The organism is Streptomyces sp. RG80 (assembly GCF_040446465.1).
GTDB lineage: Bacteria > Actinomycetota > Actinomycetes > Streptomycetales > Streptomycetaceae > Streptomyces.
Genome location: NZ_JBEAAJ010000002.1, coordinates 617,385 through 634,944, shown reverse-complemented (window position 1 = coordinate 634,944; position 17,560 = coordinate 617,385). Strand labels below are relative to the sequence as shown.

The 17,560-nt window shown below is 69.8% G+C and carries 13 protein-coding genes and 1 riboswitch; of the genes, 12 read left to right on the top strand and 1 reads right to left on the bottom strand.

What is annotated here, in order from left to right:
* Position 1 precedes the first annotated feature (1 nt).
* From hpnH to ABKA17_RS08950, 6 genes are read left to right on the top strand one after another with little or no spacing between them, the layout of a single operon-like run.
* On the top strand, positions 2-1,024 hold the full coding sequence (gene hpnH / locus ABKA17_RS08975; RefSeq protein ID WP_171143159.1) for an adenosyl-hopene transferase HpnH: 1,023 nt from the start codon (positions 2-4) through the stop codon (positions 1,022-1,024).
* Between the two features lie 4 nt (positions 1,025-1,028).
* A complete protein-coding gene (ispG, locus tag ABKA17_RS08970; protein ID WP_353691359.1) occupies positions 1,029-2,186 on the top strand; it encodes a flavodoxin-dependent (E)-4-hydroxy-3-methylbut-2-enyl-diphosphate synthase in 1,158 nt (385 codons plus the stop codon).
* A 27-nt stretch (positions 2,187-2,213) separates the two neighbouring features.
* A complete protein-coding gene (dxs, locus tag ABKA17_RS08965) occupies positions 2,214-4,199 on the top strand; it encodes a 1-deoxy-D-xylulose-5-phosphate synthase (protein ID WP_353691358.1) in 1,986 nt (661 codons plus the stop codon).
* The gene (locus ABKA17_RS08960) at positions 4,196-5,581 is read left to right on the top strand and encodes an aspartate aminotransferase family protein (RefSeq protein ID WP_353691357.1); all 1,386 of its coding nucleotides are present in this window, start codon (positions 4,196-4,198) and stop codon (positions 5,579-5,581) included. Before dxs ends, ABKA17_RS08960 begins: the two co-directional genes overlap by 4 nt.
* Before the next feature lie 57 nt (positions 5,582-5,638).
* A complete protein-coding gene (locus ABKA17_RS08955) occupies positions 5,639-6,259 on the top strand; it encodes a helix-turn-helix domain-containing protein (protein ID WP_502994173.1) in 621 nt (206 codons plus the stop codon).
* Positions 6,256-6,378, top strand: coding sequence for a DUF6126 family protein (locus ABKA17_RS08950; RefSeq protein WP_353691355.1), 123 nt, complete (start codon positions 6,256-6,258; stop codon positions 6,376-6,378). The genes ABKA17_RS08955 and ABKA17_RS08950 overlap by 4 nt, the downstream gene beginning before the upstream one ends.
* A gap of 15 nt (positions 6,379-6,393) precedes the next feature.
* Here the strand turns inward: ABKA17_RS08950 and ABKA17_RS08945 are convergent, their stop codons facing one another.
* On the bottom strand, positions 6,394-7,191 hold the full coding sequence (locus tag ABKA17_RS08945) for a tyrosine-protein phosphatase (protein WP_353691354.1): 798 nt from the start codon (positions 7,189-7,191) through the stop codon (positions 6,394-6,396).
* A gap of 170 nt (positions 7,192-7,361) precedes the next feature.
* Between ABKA17_RS08945 and ABKA17_RS08940 the strand changes: the two genes are divergently transcribed.
* From ABKA17_RS08940 to ABKA17_RS08915, 6 genes are all read left to right on the top strand, one after another.
* Positions 7,362-9,446, top strand: coding sequence for an alpha-galactosidase (locus ABKA17_RS08940; protein ID WP_353691353.1), 2,085 nt, complete (start codon positions 7,362-7,364; stop codon positions 9,444-9,446).
* Positions 9,447-9,763: 317 nt separating this feature from the next.
* Positions 9,764-9,932: riboswitch (cyclic di-AMP (ydaO/yuaA leader) on the top strand.
* 2 nt (positions 9,933-9,934) lie between these two features.
* Complete coding sequence (locus ABKA17_RS08935; protein ID WP_353691352.1) at positions 9,935-10,900, top strand: M23 family metallopeptidase; 966 nt, start codon at positions 9,935-9,937, stop codon at positions 10,898-10,900.
* A gap of 199 nt (positions 10,901-11,099) precedes the next feature.
* Entirely contained in the window at positions 11,100-13,823 is a 2,724-nt protein-coding gene (locus ABKA17_RS08930) for an exo-rhamnogalacturonan lyase family protein (protein ID WP_353691351.1), read from the top strand.
* Positions 13,820-14,854 carry a GDSL-type esterase/lipase family protein gene (locus tag ABKA17_RS08925; RefSeq protein ID WP_353691350.1) on the top strand — a complete coding sequence of 345 codons (1,035 nt, stop codon included), beginning with the start codon at positions 13,820-13,822 and terminating at the stop codon, positions 14,852-14,854. The genes ABKA17_RS08930 and ABKA17_RS08925 overlap by 4 nt, the downstream gene beginning before the upstream one ends.
* Entirely contained in the window at positions 14,854-16,758 is a 1,905-nt protein-coding gene (locus ABKA17_RS08920) for a rhamnogalacturonan lyase family protein (RefSeq protein ID WP_353691349.1), read from the top strand. The genes ABKA17_RS08925 and ABKA17_RS08920 overlap by 1 nt, the downstream gene beginning before the upstream one ends.
* Positions 16,742-17,464: a DUF6250 domain-containing protein gene (locus ABKA17_RS08915; protein WP_353691348.1), complete on the top strand. Its 723-nt coding sequence runs from the start codon at positions 16,742-16,744 to the stop codon at positions 17,462-17,464. The genes ABKA17_RS08920 and ABKA17_RS08915 overlap by 17 nt, the downstream gene beginning before the upstream one ends.
* Positions 17,465-17,560: the final 96 nt, after the last annotated feature.

Genomic DNA, 17,560 nt, shown 5'->3' with positions numbered 1-17,560 from the left:
GATGGCCATGCCGCTGCGTCAGTCCATCAAGGTCGCTACATACTTGGCCGAACAGAAGCTCCGCAAGCGGGACAAGTTCCCGCTGATCGTGGAGCTGGAACCCCTCTTCGCGTGCAACCTGAAGTGTGAGGGCTGCGGCAAGATCCAGCATCCGGCGGGCGTGCTCAAGCAGCGCATGCCGGTGGCGCAGGCCGTCGGGGCGGTCCTCGAGTCCGGTGCGCCGATGGTGTCCATCGCCGGCGGTGAGCCGCTGATGCACCCTCAGATCGACGAGATCGTGCGGCAGTTGGTGGCGAAGAAGAAGTACGTCTTCCTCTGCACCAACGCCATGCTGCTGCGCAAGAAGATGGACAAGTTCACGCCCTCGCCCTACTTCGCCTTCGCCGTGCACATCGACGGGCTGCGGGAGCGGCACGACGAGTCGGTGGCCAAGGAGGGCGTGTTCGACGAGGCCGTCGAGGCGATCAAGGAGGCCAAGAAGCGCGGCTTCCGGGTCACCACCAACTCGACCTTCTTCAACACCGACACCCCGCAGACCATCATCGAGGTGCTCAACTTCCTCAACGACGACCTGCACGTCGACGAGATGATGATCTCGCCCGCGTACGCCTACGAGAAGGCGCCCGACCAGGAGCACTTCCTGGGCGTGGAGCAGACCCGCGAGCTGTTCAAGAAGGCCTTCGCGGGCGGCAACCGCAAGAAGTGGCGGCTCAACCACTCCCCGCTCTTCCTGGACTTCCTGGAGGGCAAGGTCGACTTCCCGTGCACGGCCTGGGCGATCCCGAACTACTCCCTGTTCGGCTGGCAGCGCCCCTGCTACCTGATGAGCGACGGGTACGTGCCCACGTACCGCGAACTCATCGAGGAGACCGACTGGGACAAGTACGGCCGCGGCAAGGACCCGCGCTGCGCCAACTGCATGGCGCACTGCGGCTACGAGCCCACCGCCGTCCTCGCCACCATGGGCTCGCTCAAGGAGTCGCTGCGCGCCATGCGCGAGACGGTCTCCGGGAACCGGGAGTGAGGTCATGACCGCCGTGTCCCTGGGCATCCCCGAGGTACCGGTCCGGCCGATCGCCGAGCGGCGCGAGTCCCGGCAGATCCAGGTCGGGTCGGTGCCGGTCGGGGGCGGGGCCCCGGTGTCGGTGCAGTCGATGACGACGACCCGTACGTCCGACATCGGAGCCACCCTCCAGCAGATCGCGGAACTCACCGCGTCCGGCTGCCAGATCGTCCGCGTCGCCTGCCCCACGCAGGACGACGCGGACGCGCTGGCCACCATCGCCCGCAAGTCGCAGATCCCGGTGATCGCGGACATCCACTTCCAGCCGAAGTACGTGTTCGCCGCCATCGAGGCCGGCTGTGCGGCCGTACGCGTCAATCCCGGCAACATCAAGCAGTTCGACGACAAGGTGAAGGAGATCGCGCGGGCCGCTAAGGACCACGGCACGCCGATCCGGATCGGGGTCAACGCGGGGTCGCTGGACCGGCGGCTGCTCCAGAAGTACGGCAAGGCGACGCCCGAGGCGCTCGTGGAGAGCGCGCTGTGGGAGGCGTCGCTCTTCGAGGAGCACGGCTTCCGGGACATCAAGATCTCGGTCAAGCACAACGACCCCGTGGTGATGGTGGGTGCCTACACGCTGCTCGCCGAGAGCTGCGACTACCCGCTGCATCTCGGCGTCACGGAGGCCGGCCCCGCCTTCCAGGGCACGATCAAGTCGGCCGTGGCCTTCGGGGCGCTGCTCAGCCGGGGCATCGGCGACACCATCCGGGTGTCGCTGTCCGCGCCGCCCGCCGAGGAGGTCAAGGTCGGCATCCAGATCCTGGAGTCGCTGAACCTGCGCCAACGGCGGCTGGAGATCGTGTCGTGTCCGTCCTGCGGGCGCGCCCAGGTCGACGTCTACAAGCTGGCCGACGAGGTCACGGCCGGCCTCGAGGGCATGGAAGTGCCCTTGCGCGTAGCCGTCATGGGATGTGTGGTCAACGGCCCCGGAGAGGCGCGGGAGGCGGACCTCGGGGTCGCCTCCGGCAACGGCAAGGGGCAGATCTTCGTCAAGGGCGAGGTCATCAAGACCGTCCCCGAGTCGAAGATCGTGGAGACCCTCATCGAGGAGGCGATGAAGATCGCCGAACAGATGGAGCAGGACGGCGTCGCGTCGGGGGAGCCGGCCGTCACCGTGAGCTGAACAGCACGGACCGAAGGGGGCCCGAGCGTGACGATTCTGGAGAACATCCGGGGACCACGCGACCTTAAGGCGCTGTCCGAGGCGGAACTCGGCGAACTGGCCGAGGAGATAAGGGAGTTCCTGGTGCACGCGGTCGCCAGGACCGGTGGACACCTCGGGCCCAATCTGGGGGTGGTGGAACTCTCCATCGCGCTCCACCGGGCCTTCGAGTCGCCGGTCGACCGCATCGTGTGGGACACCGGCCATCAGAGCTACGTACACAAGTTGCTGACAGGACGTCAGGACTTCTCCAAGCTGCGCGGCAAGGGCGGCCTGTCCGGCTACCCCTCGCGCGAGGAGTCCGAGCACGACATCGTCGAGAACAGCCACGCCTCCACCGCCCTGGGCTGGGCCGACGGACTCGCCAAGGCCCGCCAGGTGCAGGGCGAGAAGGGGCACGTGGTCGCCGTCATCGGCGACGGGGCCCTCACCGGCGGCATGGCCTGGGAGGCGCTCAACAACATCGCGGCCGCCAAGGACCGGCCGCTGATCATCGTCGTCAACGACAACGAGCGCTCGTACTCGCCGACCATCGGCGGCCTCGCCAACCACCTGGCCACCCTGCGCACGACCGACGGCTACGAGAAGGTCCTGGCCTGGGGCAAGGAGGTACTCCTCAAGACCCCCCTCGTCGGCAACACCGTCTACGAGTCCCTGCACGGTGCGAAGAAGGGTTTCAAGGACGCGTTCGCGCCGCAGGGCATGTTCGAGGACCTCGGGCTGAAGTACGTCGGCCCGATCGACGGGCACGACATCGGGGCCGTCGAGTCGGCGCTGCGGCGCGCGAAACGGTTCCACGGGCCCGTGCTGATCCACTGCCTCACGGAGAAGGGCCGCGGCTACGAGCCCGCCCTCGCCCACGAGGAGGACCACTTCCACACCGTCGGCGTGATGGACCCGCTCACCTGCGAGCCGCTCGCGCCGTCGGGCGGGCCCTCCTGGACCTCGGTGTTCGGGGACGAGATCCTCGCGATCGGCGAGGAGCGCGAGGACGTCGTCGCGATCACGGCGGCCATGCTGCACCCCGTGGGGCTCGGCAAGTTCGCTGCGCGGTTCCCGGACCGGGTGTGGGACGTCGGTATCGCCGAGCAGCACGCGGCGGTGTCCGCGGCCGGCCTCGCGACCGGCGGTCTGCATCCCGTCGTCGCCGTCTACGCCACCTTCCTGAACCGGGCCTTCGACCAGCTCCTGATGGACGTCGCGCTGCACCGCTGCGGAGTGACGTTCGTCCTGGACCGGGCCGGTGTCACGGGCGTGGACGGGGCCTCGCACAACGGCATGTGGGACATGTCGATCCTCCAGGTCGTCCCCGGCCTCAGGATCGCCGCGCCGCGCGACGCCGACCAGTTGCGGGCCCAGCTGCGGGAGGCCGTGGCGGTGGACGACGCGCCGACGCTCGTCCGCTTCCCCAAGGAGTCGGTCGGCCCGGAGATCCCCGCGCTGGACCGCGTGGGCGGCATGGACGTCCTGCACCGAGGGGAGCGGCCCGAGGTGCTGCTGGTCGCCGTCGGTGTGATGGCGCCGGTCTGCCTCCAGGCCGCCGAACTGCTGGCGGCGCGGGGCATCAACTGCACGGTCGTGGACCCCCGTTGGATCAAACCGGTCGACCCGGCGCTGCCCGGCCTCGCCGCCGAGCACCGGTTGGTCGCCGTGGTCGAGGACAACAGCCGCGCGGCCGGTGTCGGCGCCGCGGTCGCCCTCGCCCTGGGTGACGCCGAAGTCGACGTGCCCGTACGGCGGTTCGGCATCCCGGAGCAGTTCCTCGCGCACGCCAAGCGCGGTGAGGTGCTCGCGGACATCGGTCTCACCCCGGTGGAGGTCGCCGGCCGGATCAGCGCGAGCCTGGCCGTCAAGGAGGCCGAGGACACGCTGGCGGCGAAGGAGGCCGAGGAGAACCTGGCCGCCAAGGAGGCCGAGGAGACCTTGGCCGTCAAGGAGCAGGCCGACGGCCCAGTCAAGGAGAAGCCCGAATGACCACGGAGTTCGACCTCGGCAGACTCCTCGCCGAACGCGGAGCCGAGCGCTACGAGCTGCACACCAGGTACCTCAACCACCAGCTCCCGCGCATGCTGCACACCATCGGCTTCGACAAGGTCTACGAGCGGGCCGAGGGCGCCTACTTCTGGGACGCGGACGGCAACGACTACCTGGACATGCTCGCCGGGTTCGGGGTGATGGGCCTGGGCCGCCACCACCCCGTCGTCCGCAAGGCGCTGCACGATGTCCTCGACGCCCAGCTCGCCGACCTGACCCGCTTCGACTGCCAGCCGCTGCCCGGGCTGCTGGCGGAGAGGCTCCTCGCGCACAGCCCGCACCTGGACCGGGTGTTCTTCGGCAACAGCGGTACGGAGGCGGTGGAGACCGCGCTGAAGTTCGCCCGGCGGGCCACCGGCAAGCCGCGCGTCCTGTACTGCGAGCACGCCTTCCACGGGCTGACCACGGGCTCCCTGTCCGTCAACGGCGAGGACGGCTTCCGGGACGGCTTCGCCCCGCTGCTGCCCGACACCGCCGTACCGCTCGGCGATCTCGACGCCCTGGCGAGGGAGTTGAAGAAGGGCGACGTCGCCGCCCTGATCGTCGAGCCGATCCAGGGCAAGGGCGTGCTCGAACCCCCGCCCGGCTATCTGCGGGCCGCCCAGGAACTGCTGCACCAGCACAAGGCGCTGCTGATCGCCGACGAGGTGCAGACCGGGCTCGGCCGGACCGGCGACTTCTACGCCTACCAGCACGAGGACGGTGTCGAGCCGGACCTCGTCTGTGTGGCCAAGGCGCTCTCCGGCGGCTATGTGCCGGTCGGCGCCACACTCGGCAAGGACTGGATCTTCAAGAAGGTCTACTCGTCGATCGACCGCGTCCTGGTCCACTCGGCGAGCTTCGGGTCCAACGCGCAGGCCATGACGGCCGGCCTCGCCGTGCTGTCCGTCATGGAGAACGAGCAGATCACCGCCAACGCCCGCGCCACGGGCGAGCTGCTGAAGAATCGGCTCGCGGCCCTGGTCGACAAGTACGAACTGCTCGCCGACGTCCGCGGCCGCGGCCTGATGATCGGCATCGAGTTCGGCAGGCCCAAGTCGCTAGGGCTGCGCAGCCGCTGGACGATGCTCCAGGCCGCCCGCAAGGGACTGTTCGCGCAGATGGTCGTCGTACCGCTGCTCCAGCGGCACCGGATCCTCACCCAGGTCTCCGGCGACCACCTGGAGGTGATCAAGCTGATCCCGCCGCTGACGATCGGCGAGCGCGAGGTGGACCGGTTCGTGGATGCCTTCACCGAGATCATGGACGACGCCCATGGCGGGGGCGGGCTGATGTGGGACTTCGGCAAGACGCTGGTGAAGCAGGCGGTGGCCAACCGGTAGCCCGGGCGCTTTGCCTCTGAGGCAAGAAATTTGCCCCAGGGGCAAGCCTCCGGCTGAATGGAGAGCATGAGCTCTCCGGAACACGAGCCCGCCGGCGTCCTGCCCGTCGTCGCGCCGCAGCTGCGTGCGCTGCGGCGCCGGGCCTCCCTCACGCTGGAGGCCGCGGCCAGGTCCGCCGGTCTGTCGCCCGCCCACCTGTCCCGGCTGGAGACCGGGCAGCGCCAGCCCTCGCTGCCGATGCTGCTCGCGCTCGCCCGTATCTACGGTACGACCGTCTCCGAACTGCTCGGCGAGAAGGTCGCCGAGCAGGACGCCGTGGTGCGCGCCGCCGACATGGAACCGACCGCCGCGGGCGGCTGGACCTACCGGCAGGCCGGCTCGCCCGGACGCGGCATGCAGGCACTGCGCCTGCACGTCCCGTACGGCTCACAGGGCGACGTCGTGCGCGTGCACCCCGGCGAGGAGTGGCTGTACGTCCTCACCGGGCGGCTGCGGCTGCGCCTCGGGGACGCGACCCATCGGCTCGCCCCCGGCGACAGTGCGCACTTCGACTCGCTGACCCCGCACCGGATCGCGGCCCAGGACCCCGACGGGGTCGAGCTGCTCTTCGTCCACACCCTGTTGCAGAGCCCCACGGCCACGCTGTGCCTGGGCCCGACCCCTGGAGAGACACCATGAGCGACCTGGAGGAGAAGTTCCCGCGTGCCCTGTGGGTGCGGTTGATCATCTACCTCGCGGTGGGGCATGTCTTCGCGGCCTTCGTCTTCCTGCTGTTCGAGCTCGGAGCGAGCAAGTAGGGCAGGCGCCGTTTCTCAGTCCAGGAACCGCTCGCGCAGTCGCTCCCGGATCTCCGGGGTGATGCCGAGCCCCTGCTCCAGGTAGGCGTCGACGCTGCCCCAGGTCTCCTCGATCGTCTCGAAAGCGGCCAGCAGATACTCGGCGCGCGCGTCGAAGAGCGGGCTGAGCAGCTCCATGACCTCGGGGGAGTAGGCGGCGGTGGAGCTGCTGCTGCGGTGCACCTTGTAGCGGCGGTGCTTGGCGTTGGACTCCAGGTAGTCGGCGAGGATCGCCTCCCGCTCCACACCGAGGGCGAGCAGCGTCACCGCTATGGAGAGGCCCGCGCGATCCTTGCCCGCCGCGCAGTGCATCAGCGCGGGGACGCTGTCGCCGGCGAGGGAGTGCAGGACACGGGAGTGCTCGGCGGTGCGCTCCGTCACGATCTTGCGGTACGAGGAGATCATCCGGTTCGCGGCCTTGTCGTCGCCGAGGATCTCGCGCAGCTGCTCGATCTCGCCGTCCCGGACCATCTTCCAGAACTCCGCGCCGTCCGCCGGGTCGCTCAGCGGAAGGTTCACATTGCGCACGCCCGGCAGCTCGACGTCGGGCCCCTCCAGCTTCTGGTCCGACGCGTTACGGAAGTCGAAGATCGTGTGCAGCCCGAGGGAGGAGAGGAACTCGGTGTCCTCGTCGGTCGCGTGCGCCAGGTGACCGCTGCGGAACAGCACTCCGTACCGCACCCGCCGGCCGTCCACTGTCGGCAGTCCACCCACGTCACGGAAGTTGCGGACTCCGGCCAGTTCGGGCTCGGTCGACGGGATCTGCTGCGTCACGGGGGCTCCTCCCAGTCGGCTCCGTCGCCGCGGCTCGTCGACGGGCACCCCCTCGACGATACGACATCGATTCCTGGGGCAATCAGTTGTCCACAGGCGTTGCATCAAGGCACAAAAGCCCTTGATGATGTTGGTGATTGAGCGTCGCTGTTCGTATCTGTGAGGGTTTGATGCTGGAGATCTCCGAAACCGGCCGCACGTGGCTCCTCTCCGGGCCTGCCAGCAGTTATGCCGTCCACCTCACCGAGGACGACGTACTGCTGCACCTGCACTGGGGCTCCAGAATCGCGCTCGCCGACGCCGAGGCCCTCGCCGCCCGGCCGCTGCCCGCCGAACGGGGCTTCGAGTCGCCGCTCGACGGCCGTGAGGAGTACCCCGTCGAGGGCGGCCCCCGCTTCGTACGGCCCGCGCTGTCGGTACGCACCGACACCCGCCGCGGCACCGAGTGGACCTTCGAGTCGTACGAGACCTCCGACGCCCCCGAGGGAGCCGAACTGCGGCTCCGCTTCCGTGACGGCGGGCTCGCGATCACGCTGCACCACCGGATGCGCGGGGACGTCGTGGAGCGGTGGGTGGGCCTGGACAACCAGGGGCCCGAGACCGTGGAGCTGCTGCGCGCCGACTCCGCCACCTGGACGCTGCCCGAGCGCGAGGACTGGCGGCTGTCCCATCTGCACGGCCGCTGGGCCGCCGAGTCCCGGCTCACGAGCGCGCCCCTCACCTACGGAGAGAAGGTCATCGGCAGCCGCCGCGGCCACACCGGGCACCAGTACCTGCCGTGGGTCGCGCTGGACACGGACGCCACCGAGGAGCGCGGCGAGGTCTACGGCTGCGCCCTCGGCTGGTCGGGCTCCTGGCGGATCGCGGTGGCCCAACTCGCCGACGCGCGCGTGCAGATCACCGGCGGCGCCGGTTACGACGACTCGGGTCTGCTGCGACTGGCGGCGGGGGAGTCCTTCACCACGCCCGTCTTCGCCGGACTGTGGAGCGAGGGCGGCTTCGGCGGCGCGAGCCGGGCCTGGCACGCCTACCAGCGGGACCACGTGATCCCGGACGCCGACCAGGACCGGCCGGTGCTGTTCAACTCCTGGGAGGCCACCGAGTTCGACATCTCCGAGGAGCAGCAGGGCACCCTCGCCCGGCGGGCCGCCGCCATCGGCGTCGAGCTGTTCGTGGTCGACGACGGCTGGTTCGGCGCCCGCACCAGCGACCGCGCCGGGCTCGGCGACTGGACGCCCAACCCCGACCGCTTCCCCGGCGGTCTGAAGCCCCTCGCCGACTACGTCCACGCCCTCGGGATGCAGTTCGGCATCTGGGTCGAGCCCGAGATGGTCAATCCCGACAGCGAGCTGTACCGCGCGCACCCCGACTGGGTGCAGTACCAGCCGGGGCGGAAGCGGACGGAGTCCCGCAACCAGCTCGTGCTGAACCTCGCCCGCGAGGACGTCCAGGAGTACCTCTGGGGACAGCTCGACGCGCTCCTGACCAGCGCCCCGATCGACTACGTGAAGTGGGACTTCAACCGCTCCTTCACCGACGCCGGCTGGCCCGGCGAGCCCTACCCCCAGCGGCTCTGGATCGACCACGTGCACGCCTTCTACGCCCTCCTGGACCGACTCAGGGCCGCGCACCCCGGGGTCGCCTTCGAGTCCTGCTCGGGCGGCGGCGGCCGGATCGACCTCGGCGTCCTGAGCCGCACGGACCAGGTGTGGACCTCCGACAACACCGACCCCCTCGACCGGCTCGCCATCCAGCACGGCTTCAGCCAGATCCATCCCGCGCGCGTGATGGCCGCCTGGGTGACCGACAGTCCGAACGCCATGCTCAACGGCCGGGTCAGCTCGCTGCGGTTCCGGTTCGTGAGCGCCATGGCCGGGGTGCTCGGCGTCGGCGGTGACCTCACCCAGTGGACCGAGGAGGAACTCGCCGAGGCCCGCGCGTGGGTGGACCTGTACAAGGAGATCCGGCCCCTGGTGCAGCGCGGCGACCTCCACCGGCTGCGGCCGCCGAAGGGCGGGCTGAGCGCGGTGCAGTACGTCCTCGGGGACGAGACGGTCGTCCTCGCCTGGCTCCAGGCGCAGAGCTACGGCGAGCCCGTACCGGCGCTGCGGCTGCGCGGGCTCGACCCGACAGCGGCGTACGAATGTCTCGAAACGGGCGAAATTCACAGGGGTGCCGTATTGCTGCATCACGGACTTCGTACCGGATTGCGGGGCGACCTGGATGCGGTAGTTATCCGGCTGCGCCGTATCTGAGTCATCTGTCCGAATTGGCGCCTTCCTTCGTGTTGCGATGCCTTCATTCCAACTCGCTCTGGAATAAGGCAACCTGTGAATCCGGCACGTGAGGAGCGTCATATCCGTGACCGTGCGTCGCCCGTCATGTTCACGTAATTCCCGTGGTTTTCCAGGGGTTTTGCGGGGCGGGCGCCGTGCGCAATTCACTCAGGGTGACCGGTAATTCTCACAGCGGATCAAGAGGAACGCATTCAGGCGGAACCACTTACTTGTCCCTTTGCGTCTTGCTCGCTTACGTTCGCCATCAATCCGGACGGACGCCTAATCCTGCCGCCGCCCGGGGACCGCACAACTCACCCGTGAACGGCAGGAGCGGGGGACCCACAGGTACAAACGCCTGTTCCGGTCTCCGGAACGGCTAGGGGTTAAGTCGCACTTCGGTGCGGCCGGGCATCTCCAGCTCGCACCCGACAGCTCACCTCGTAGGCGCCGGAGAGGAAATCGCCATGCCCGCGAAGGGTAAGCACCGCCGCCCGAAGGCCCAGCGCCTGACCCGCTCGATCGCCGTCGCCGGCACCGGTGGTGCCGCGCTCGCCCTGCCGCTGATCGGTGCCGCAGGCGCCCACGCGGCCACCCCGCAGTCCGTTTCCGGAAAGGCAGTCCAGTCCCTTCCGGTCGCCGGGAAGACGGTCACCGAGAAGGCGGCCGCCGAGAAGAAGGCCGCGGAGAAGAAGAGCGCCGCGAACACCGCGACCGTGCACACCTATTCGGTGCGGGCCGGTGACTACCTCTCGAAGATCGCCGACGAGCAGAACGTCAGCGGTGGCTGGCAGAAGCTCTACTCGGACAACCGTGAGGCCGTCGGCTCCGACCCGTCGATGATCCACCCCGGTCTGAAGCTGAGCATCGGCAAGAAGGCCGCCGCGAGCACGGAGAAGTCGAAGAGCGCCGAGAAGTCCTCGTCCTCGTCGTCCGATTCGTCCTCCTCCAAGTCCTCCTCGTCGAAGTCGAACACGACGGCCGCCACCCAGAGCAGCGACTCGACCGGCACGAGCAGCTCCAGCGCCTTCACCCTCCCGGTGGCCGGTGCCACCGTCGGTACCCCGTACCGGATGTCCGGCAGCATGTGGTCCAGCGGCTACCACACGGGCGTCGACTTCGTCGTCCCGACCGGTACCTCGCTCAAGGCCGTGGGCGCGGGCACCGTCGTCTCCGCCGGCTGGGGCGGCGCGTACGGCAACCAGGTCGTCATCAAGCTCGCCGACGGCTACTACGCCCAGTACGCCCACCTCTCCTCGCTCTCGGTCTCGTCCGGCCAGACCGTCACCGAGGGCCAGCAGGTCGGCCTCTCCGGCGCGACCGGCAACGTGACCGGTCCGCACCTGCACTTCGAGATCCGCACCACCCCGGACTACGGCTCGGACGTGGACCCGATCGCCTACCTCCGCGCGAAGGGCGTCTCCGTCAGCTGACGCCCTCCCCCTGTGCCACCGAAGGCCGGACCCCGATCCCCGGGTCCGGCCTTCGGTGTTCGCTCTTGCGGTTTCATGATCACTTTATTGCGTTCTTGTGGCGCGGCTGTTCAAAGCGTCGACAGCGAGGGGAGGGTGGGGACACAGTGATCTCCGTAGTGATGCAAGCGCTTTCTATCGGCATCTTCCGGAGGTCCCCGTGCCCGGCGTCGACCGACGCACCGTCATCAAGGGCGCCGCAGCCGCGGCCGCCGCAGCCCAGTTCTCCTGGGGCCTGTCCCGCACCGCCGCCGCGGCCGACGCGGACGACACCGAACTCCACTGGCTGGAGGGCGCGACGCCCGACGCCCACGCCGGTACCACCTGGGGCGTGCCGTGGGCCCGCGGTACGTACCGGCCGGAGCAGGACTTCCAGCTGACGACCGCCGCCGGCGACGACGTCCCCGTCCAGAGCTGGGTCACCGGCCACTGGCCCGACGGCTCGGTGAAGTGGACCGCGCACGCGATCGCGCCCGGCGCCCCGAAGGCCTCCGCGTACAAGCTCGCGGCGGGCAGCCCGGCGGCCCCCGAGCAGAAGGTCGACGTCACCCGGTCCGGCGGCCGCGTCGAGGTGTCGACCGGTGTGATCACGGCCGTGTTCGGCGCCAAGGGCTCCGACACCGTCGTCCGCAGCGTGCGGCGCGGGTCGGCCGAGATCGCGCGGGACGGGAAGCTGGTCGCCCTGCGGCAGGAGTCCGTGCGAGAGGGCGCGGACGTCGAGAGCTTCGCCGGCCGGGTGGAGAAGGTCGAGGTCGAACAGGACGGTCCGGTCCGGGCCGTCGTCCGCGTCGAGGGCCGGCACCGCAAGGGCGGCCGCGGCTGGCTGCCGTACACCCTGCGCTTCTCCTTCTTCGCCGGCGCGGACTCCTTCCGCCTCGTGCACACCTTCGTCTGGGACGGCGAACAGAAGCCCGGCTTTGACCAGGGCGACTTCCTGCGCGGCCTCGGTGTCCGCTTCACCGTGCCGCTGCGCGATCAGCCCTACGACCGGCACATACGGTTCGCCGACTCCGGCGGCGGACTGTTCAGCGAGGCCGTCCAGGGCATCACGGGGCTGCGACGCGACCCGGGCGCGGCGGTCCGGGCCGCCCAGATCGCCGGCGAGAAACTGCCCGACACCGCCACCTGGGACACCCGCGTCGCCGGCCGCCTCGCCTACATCCCGACCTGGGGCGACTACACCCTCACCCAGCCGAACGCCGACGGCTACACCGTCCGCAAGCGCACCAGGGCGGGCTACGGCTGGATCCACGCGGCGGCCGGGCGACGCGCCGGCGGCTTCGGCTACGTCGGCGGCGCGAGCGGCGGACTCTCCTTCGGCCTCAGGGACTTCTGGCAGCGCCACCCGGCCCAGCTGGACGTCCGGGGCGCCCACACGGACGCCGCCGAGGCCACCGTATGGCTGTACTCGCCCGAGGCGCCCCCGCTCGACCTGCGCTTCTACCACGACGGGCTGGGGCAGGACACGTACGAGAAGCAGTCCGACGGCGGTCTGGAGATCACCTACGAGGACTACGAGCCGGGCTTCGGTACGCCGTACGGCATCGCGCGGACCGGCGAACTGACCTTCTGGGCCCAGGAGAAGACGCCGTCGGCCGGTGTGCTCGCCGCGCAGGCCGCCGCCACCGCCACGCCGCCGCTCCTCACCGCCACCCCTCAACGGCTGCACGCGGCCGGGGTGTTCGGGGACTGGGCGCCCGTCGACCGCTCCGACAAGGCCCGGACGGCCGTCGAGGATCGCCTCGACGAGCTGTTCGCCTACTACGTCGGCCAACGCGAGCAGCACCGCTGGTACGGCTTCCTGGACTACGGCGACGTCCAGCACACCTACGACAACGACCGGCACGTCTGGCGCTACGACATCGGCGGATTCGCCTGGGACAACTCGGAGTTGGGCACCGACCTCTGGCTCTGGTACCACTTCCTGCGCACCGGCTCCGCCGAGGTCTTCCGGTTCGCGGAGGCCATGACCCGGCACACCGGCGAGGTCGATGTCTACCACCTCGGCGATTGGGCGGGCCTGGGCACCCGGCACGGCGTGCAGCACTGGGCCGACAGCGCCAAGCAGGTCCGTATCTCCACGGCCGCCAACCGCCGCTTCTACTACTTCCTCACCGGCGACGAGCGCACCGGCGACCTGCTGAGCGAACTCGTCGACGTGGAGCTGACGTTCCTGGAGGTCGACCCGCAGCGCAAGGTCCGCGCCGACGGCTACACCCCCGGCGACCGGCATGCCCTGTCGGTCGGCTTCGGCACCGACTGGGGCGGCATCTCGGCGGCCTGGCTCGCCGAGTGGGAGCGACACGGCCCGAACGCCGCGAAGGCGAAGGCCAAGCTGGTCAACTCGGTGCGGACGATCGCCGCTCAGCCGAACGGGTTCTTCACCGGGACGGGCCTGCTCGACGCGGACACCGGCGAGTTCGCCGTCACCACCAGCACGGCCGTGAGCGTGTCGCATCTGAGCGCCGTCTTCGGGCTCGTCGAGACCAACAGTGAACTCGTGTCGCTGTTCGGGGAAGAGGAGCCCGAGTTCCGTACCGCCTGGCTGAACTACGCGCGGTACTACAACGGCACCGACGCCCAGAAGCGCCAACTCACCGGCTCCACCTGGAAGTCGGCGCTGCCCGCCGCCCACTCCCGGATCACCGCCTACGCCGCGCACCACCAAGGCGATGCCACGCTCGCCAAGCGCGCGTGGAACGAGTTCTACACCGGCAGCGACACCTACTTCCCGTCCAACGACTGGAACCCGGTCACCGTCAAGACGCCGGCCGTCCTGCGCACCACCGAGGAGATCCCGTGGATCTCCACCAACTCCTCGGCGCAGTGGGCCCTCGCCGCGATCCAGAACCTCGCCCTGATCGGAGACCGGATCCCGTCATGAGACGCAGCTGCTTGATCGCGGCGGTGACCGCGGGACTGGTCATGGGGGCGGTGCAGCCGGTGGCGGCCTCCGGCGATGTCGTACGCCCCGACGACCGGCGCCTGGCCTACGAGGGCCACTGGGGCCGCACCGCCGAGGCGGCGGTCACCGTCAACTCCGGTGCGCGGCTCGGCTTCCGCTTCACCGGTGACAGCGTCCACGCCCTCTTCGACGTCTCGTCGGTCACCGTGCCCGCGCAGATCTACGTATCGGTCGACCACGGCCCGAAGCAGTTGTACGCCGTCGACCACAGCGACCTGGAGATCCGGGCGACCGGGCGGGGGCCGCACACCGTCGAGCTGTCCGTGAAGGACGTCTTCTCGCGGGCCGAGCGGTGGACACCGCCGCTGGAGACCGGCGTCGTGCTCACCGGCGTGCGGGGCCGACTGCTGGGCCAAAAGGTCCATCACGCACGGCAGTTGGCGTTCTACGGCGACTCCATCACCCAAGGTGTCATGTCCCTGTGCGACGTGAACACCTCCGACTGCGCCGACGGTACGGCCGCCTACCCCACGCTGGTCGCCGACGCCCTGCACACCTCGCTGACCCAGGTCGGCTTCGGGCGCCAGGGCGTGATCCAGACCGGTAACGGGGGAGTGCCGACCGCATCGGACGCCTACGGCTGGAACTACGCGGGCTCCAGGGCGGATTCGGACCGCAAGGCCGACGTGATCGTGGTGAACCAGGGCACCAACGACACCGCGTGGGGCCCGGCGGAGTTCCGCGCCGCCTATCGCACCTACCTCGACAAGCTGCGGGCCGCGGCACCGCATGCGCGCATCCTCGCGCTGCGGCCCTTCAGCGGCGCACACGCCGAGGACATCGCGGCCGTCGTAGCCGAACTCGCCGACACCCGGATCGGGTTCGTCGACACGACCGACTGGCTCTCCCTGACGGACGGGGACTTCAACGGGACCGTCCACCCGAGCTCCCAGGGCCATCGCAAGGTGGCCGACCGACTGATCGCCCTTCTCGCAAAGGAGCAGCGCTAGTGCACCGCCCGCACCGCCGAAGAACCGTCGCCGTCGCCTCGGCGGCCCTGCTGGCCGGACTGTTCTCCGCGCCCGCCGGACATGCCGAGGAGGCCCCGCGCCGGGTGGTCGAGAACCTCGACCGTGGACTCGTCGCCGTACCGTCCGGCTCGGGTGGTGGCACCTTCCTGAGCTGGCGCCTGCTCGGCACCGAGTACGCGCGACACGGCAACGCCCTCGCCTTCAACGTGTACAAGAACGGCCGGCGGCTGAACCGTACGCCGGTCACCAAGTCCACGACGTACCAGGACAACACGCCCGGCAAGGGCGCCTACACCGTGCGGGCCGTCGTCAACGGGCATGAGCAGAGGCGGAGTTCGGCCGCGCTCGACTTCGCCCGGGGCTACGCCGAGATCCCGCTCGCGACCGCCGACGGCTACACCGTGCAGCACGCCTGGCCCGGCGACCTCGACGGCGACGGACGGTACGAGATCGTCGTCAGCCGGCTCTCCGGGACCCGCGACAGGCCCGACCTGCTGGAGGCGTACACGCTGACCGGCGAGCGGCTGTGGCGCGTCGACCAGGGGCCCGGCTCGTACACCCAGGTCGGCGGGAACGGCGCCAACGACCCGGCGCCCGCGGCGATCAGCGGCTCCACGGCGATCGGCGGCTACCGCAACGACGACAACGTCACGGTGTTCGACCTGGACAGTGACGGCAGGGCCGAGGTGCTGGTGCACACGGCCGACGGCACCACCTTCGCGGACGGCTCGAGGGTCACCGCGGCCTCGCCCGCCGAGCAGTTCGTCTCCGTCATCGACGGCCTGACCGGCACCGAACGCACCCGCCGGCCCGTCCCCACCGACCTCGTCGCCGACGGCCCCTCCGGCGGCCACTTCGGCATCGCCTACCTCGACGGCGAACACCCCAGCCTGGTCACGAAGTTGGTCACCAGAGTCGGCGCCAGGCGCGGCGCCTTCCGGATCCTCTTCCAGACCTGGGACTTCAACGGCACCGACCTGAAACCGCGTTGGAAGTACGCCGTCCCGGCCGCCTCCGGCGCGACCAGCTTCCACCAGATCCGCACCGTCGACGTCGACCTCGACGGCAAGGACGAGATCGCCGACGGCAACTACGTCGTCAACAGCGACGGCACGCTCCGGTACGTCGTCGACGGCGCCGGGCACGGCGACCGCTTCCACATCGCCGACCTCGACCCCGACCGCCCCGGACTGGAGGGCTTCGCCATCCAGCAGGCCGAGCTGGGCGTGATCCCGAACTTCCCCTGGTACTACTACGACGCCGACACCGGCGAGCGCCTGGTCACCGGAGAGCACCCGGCCGACTGGGTCAGCGACACGGACATCGACGTCGGTCGCGGCAGCACCGGCGACATCGACCCGGACCACCCGGGCTACGAGTACTGGACCTCCACCGCCGACGTCACCGCCCCCGGCGCCGGCGTGCGCAACGTCCAGGACGGGAAGGTCTCCACGACCACGCCCAGCGTCAACTTCCGCATCTGGTGGGACGGCGACAAGGCCTCGGAGAACCTCGACTTCACCCATGTGGAGAAGTGGGACCCGGCGACCGAGACCACCTCGAAGATCTTCGAGCCGTCCGGTGTCGTCTCCGGCGCCCGCAACGCCACCCCGTTCTACGGCGTCATCCTGGGCGACTGGCGCGAGGAGATCCTCGCCGAGACCGCCGACCACACCGCGCTGCGGCTCTACACCACCACCGAGCCGACGACGACACGCATCTACACGCTCGCGCAGAACGCCGAGTACCGCCTCGGCTGGACCGTGCGCGGCTATCTCCAGTCGACGTACACCGACTACTACCTCGGCACCGAGACCCGTCGGGTGCCGACGCCCTCGATCACCCTCCCGGAAGGAGCCGTCCGAAGTGACGACCACGCGTAGAGCCTTCACCACCCTGGCGGCGGGCGCCGCCCTGGCCGCCCTCGCCCCCGCCACGACCGCCAGCGCCCACTCCTCGCACCGCCGCGGTCGTCTCATCGCCCACGACGACTTCCGCCGCGGCCTCGGTCGGTGGGCCGTGGAACTGGAGAAGGGCGGCACCGTCACCGCCACCCGCGGCACCCTGGAGGTCGACGTGCCCGCCGGCGCGACGATCTGGTTCAGAAAGCGGCTCGAAGGCCCGTACGTCATCGAGTACACCGCCACGCCCGTGTCCGAGGGCGGTGTCAACGACCGGGTCTCCGACCTCAACAACTTCTGGAACGCCGTCGACGTCCGTTCCCCCGACGACATCTTCGCCACTGCGCGGGCCGGGGCACTGGCCGAGTACGACCACCTCAAGACCTACTACTCCGGCTACGGCGCCAACTACAACACCACGACCCGGCTGCGCAGGTACGTCGGTGAGGCCGGGGTGCGCCCGCTGATCTACGACTACACGGAACCGCTGCTCGTGGCGAACGAGCCGAACCGGGTCCGGATCGTCTCCGACGGCTCGAAGGTCCAGTGGTGGAACAACGGGCGGCTCGTCTTCGACTACGTCGACCAGGAGCCGTACACGGGCGGACACTTCGCCTTCCGGACGACCTGGAGCCACTTCCGATTCAGCGACTTCCGGGTGTGGCGGCTGAGCCCTCAACATCCCTGATCGGATGCCTATTCCAGGCTTGGCCAACACTTTAGGAGTGGCTTATCTCACCGCACGTCAACCCCTCCCTACGGTGGCGTAGGTCACGTTCCGCCA

What these genes read in the sequence shown, in the direction of transcription:
- hpnH (WP_171143159.1), top strand. Translation starts at nt 2, where the DNA reads ATGGCCATGCCGCTGCGTCAGTCCATCAAGGTCGCTACATACTTGGCC.
- ispG (WP_353691359.1), top strand. Translation starts at nt 1,029, where the DNA reads ATGACCGCCGTGTCCCTGGGCATCCCCGAGGTACCGGTCCGGCCGATC.
- ABKA17_RS08960 (WP_353691357.1), top strand. Translation starts at nt 4,196, where the DNA reads ATGACCACGGAGTTCGACCTCGGCAGACTCCTCGCCGAACGCGGAGCC.
- ABKA17_RS08955 (WP_502994173.1), top strand. Translation starts at nt 5,639, where the DNA reads ATGGAGAGCATGAGCTCTCCGGAACACGAGCCCGCCGGCGTCCTGCCC.
- ABKA17_RS08950 (WP_353691355.1), top strand. Translation starts at nt 6,256, where the DNA reads ATGAGCGACCTGGAGGAGAAGTTCCCGCGTGCCCTGTGGGTGCGGTTG.
- ABKA17_RS08940 (WP_353691353.1), top strand. Translation starts at nt 7,362, where the DNA reads ATGCTGGAGATCTCCGAAACCGGCCGCACGTGGCTCCTCTCCGGGCCT.
- ABKA17_RS08935 (WP_353691352.1), top strand. Translation starts at nt 9,935, where the DNA reads ATGCCCGCGAAGGGTAAGCACCGCCGCCCGAAGGCCCAGCGCCTGACC.
- ABKA17_RS08925 (WP_353691350.1), top strand. Translation starts at nt 13,820, where the DNA reads ATGAGACGCAGCTGCTTGATCGCGGCGGTGACCGCGGGACTGGTCATG.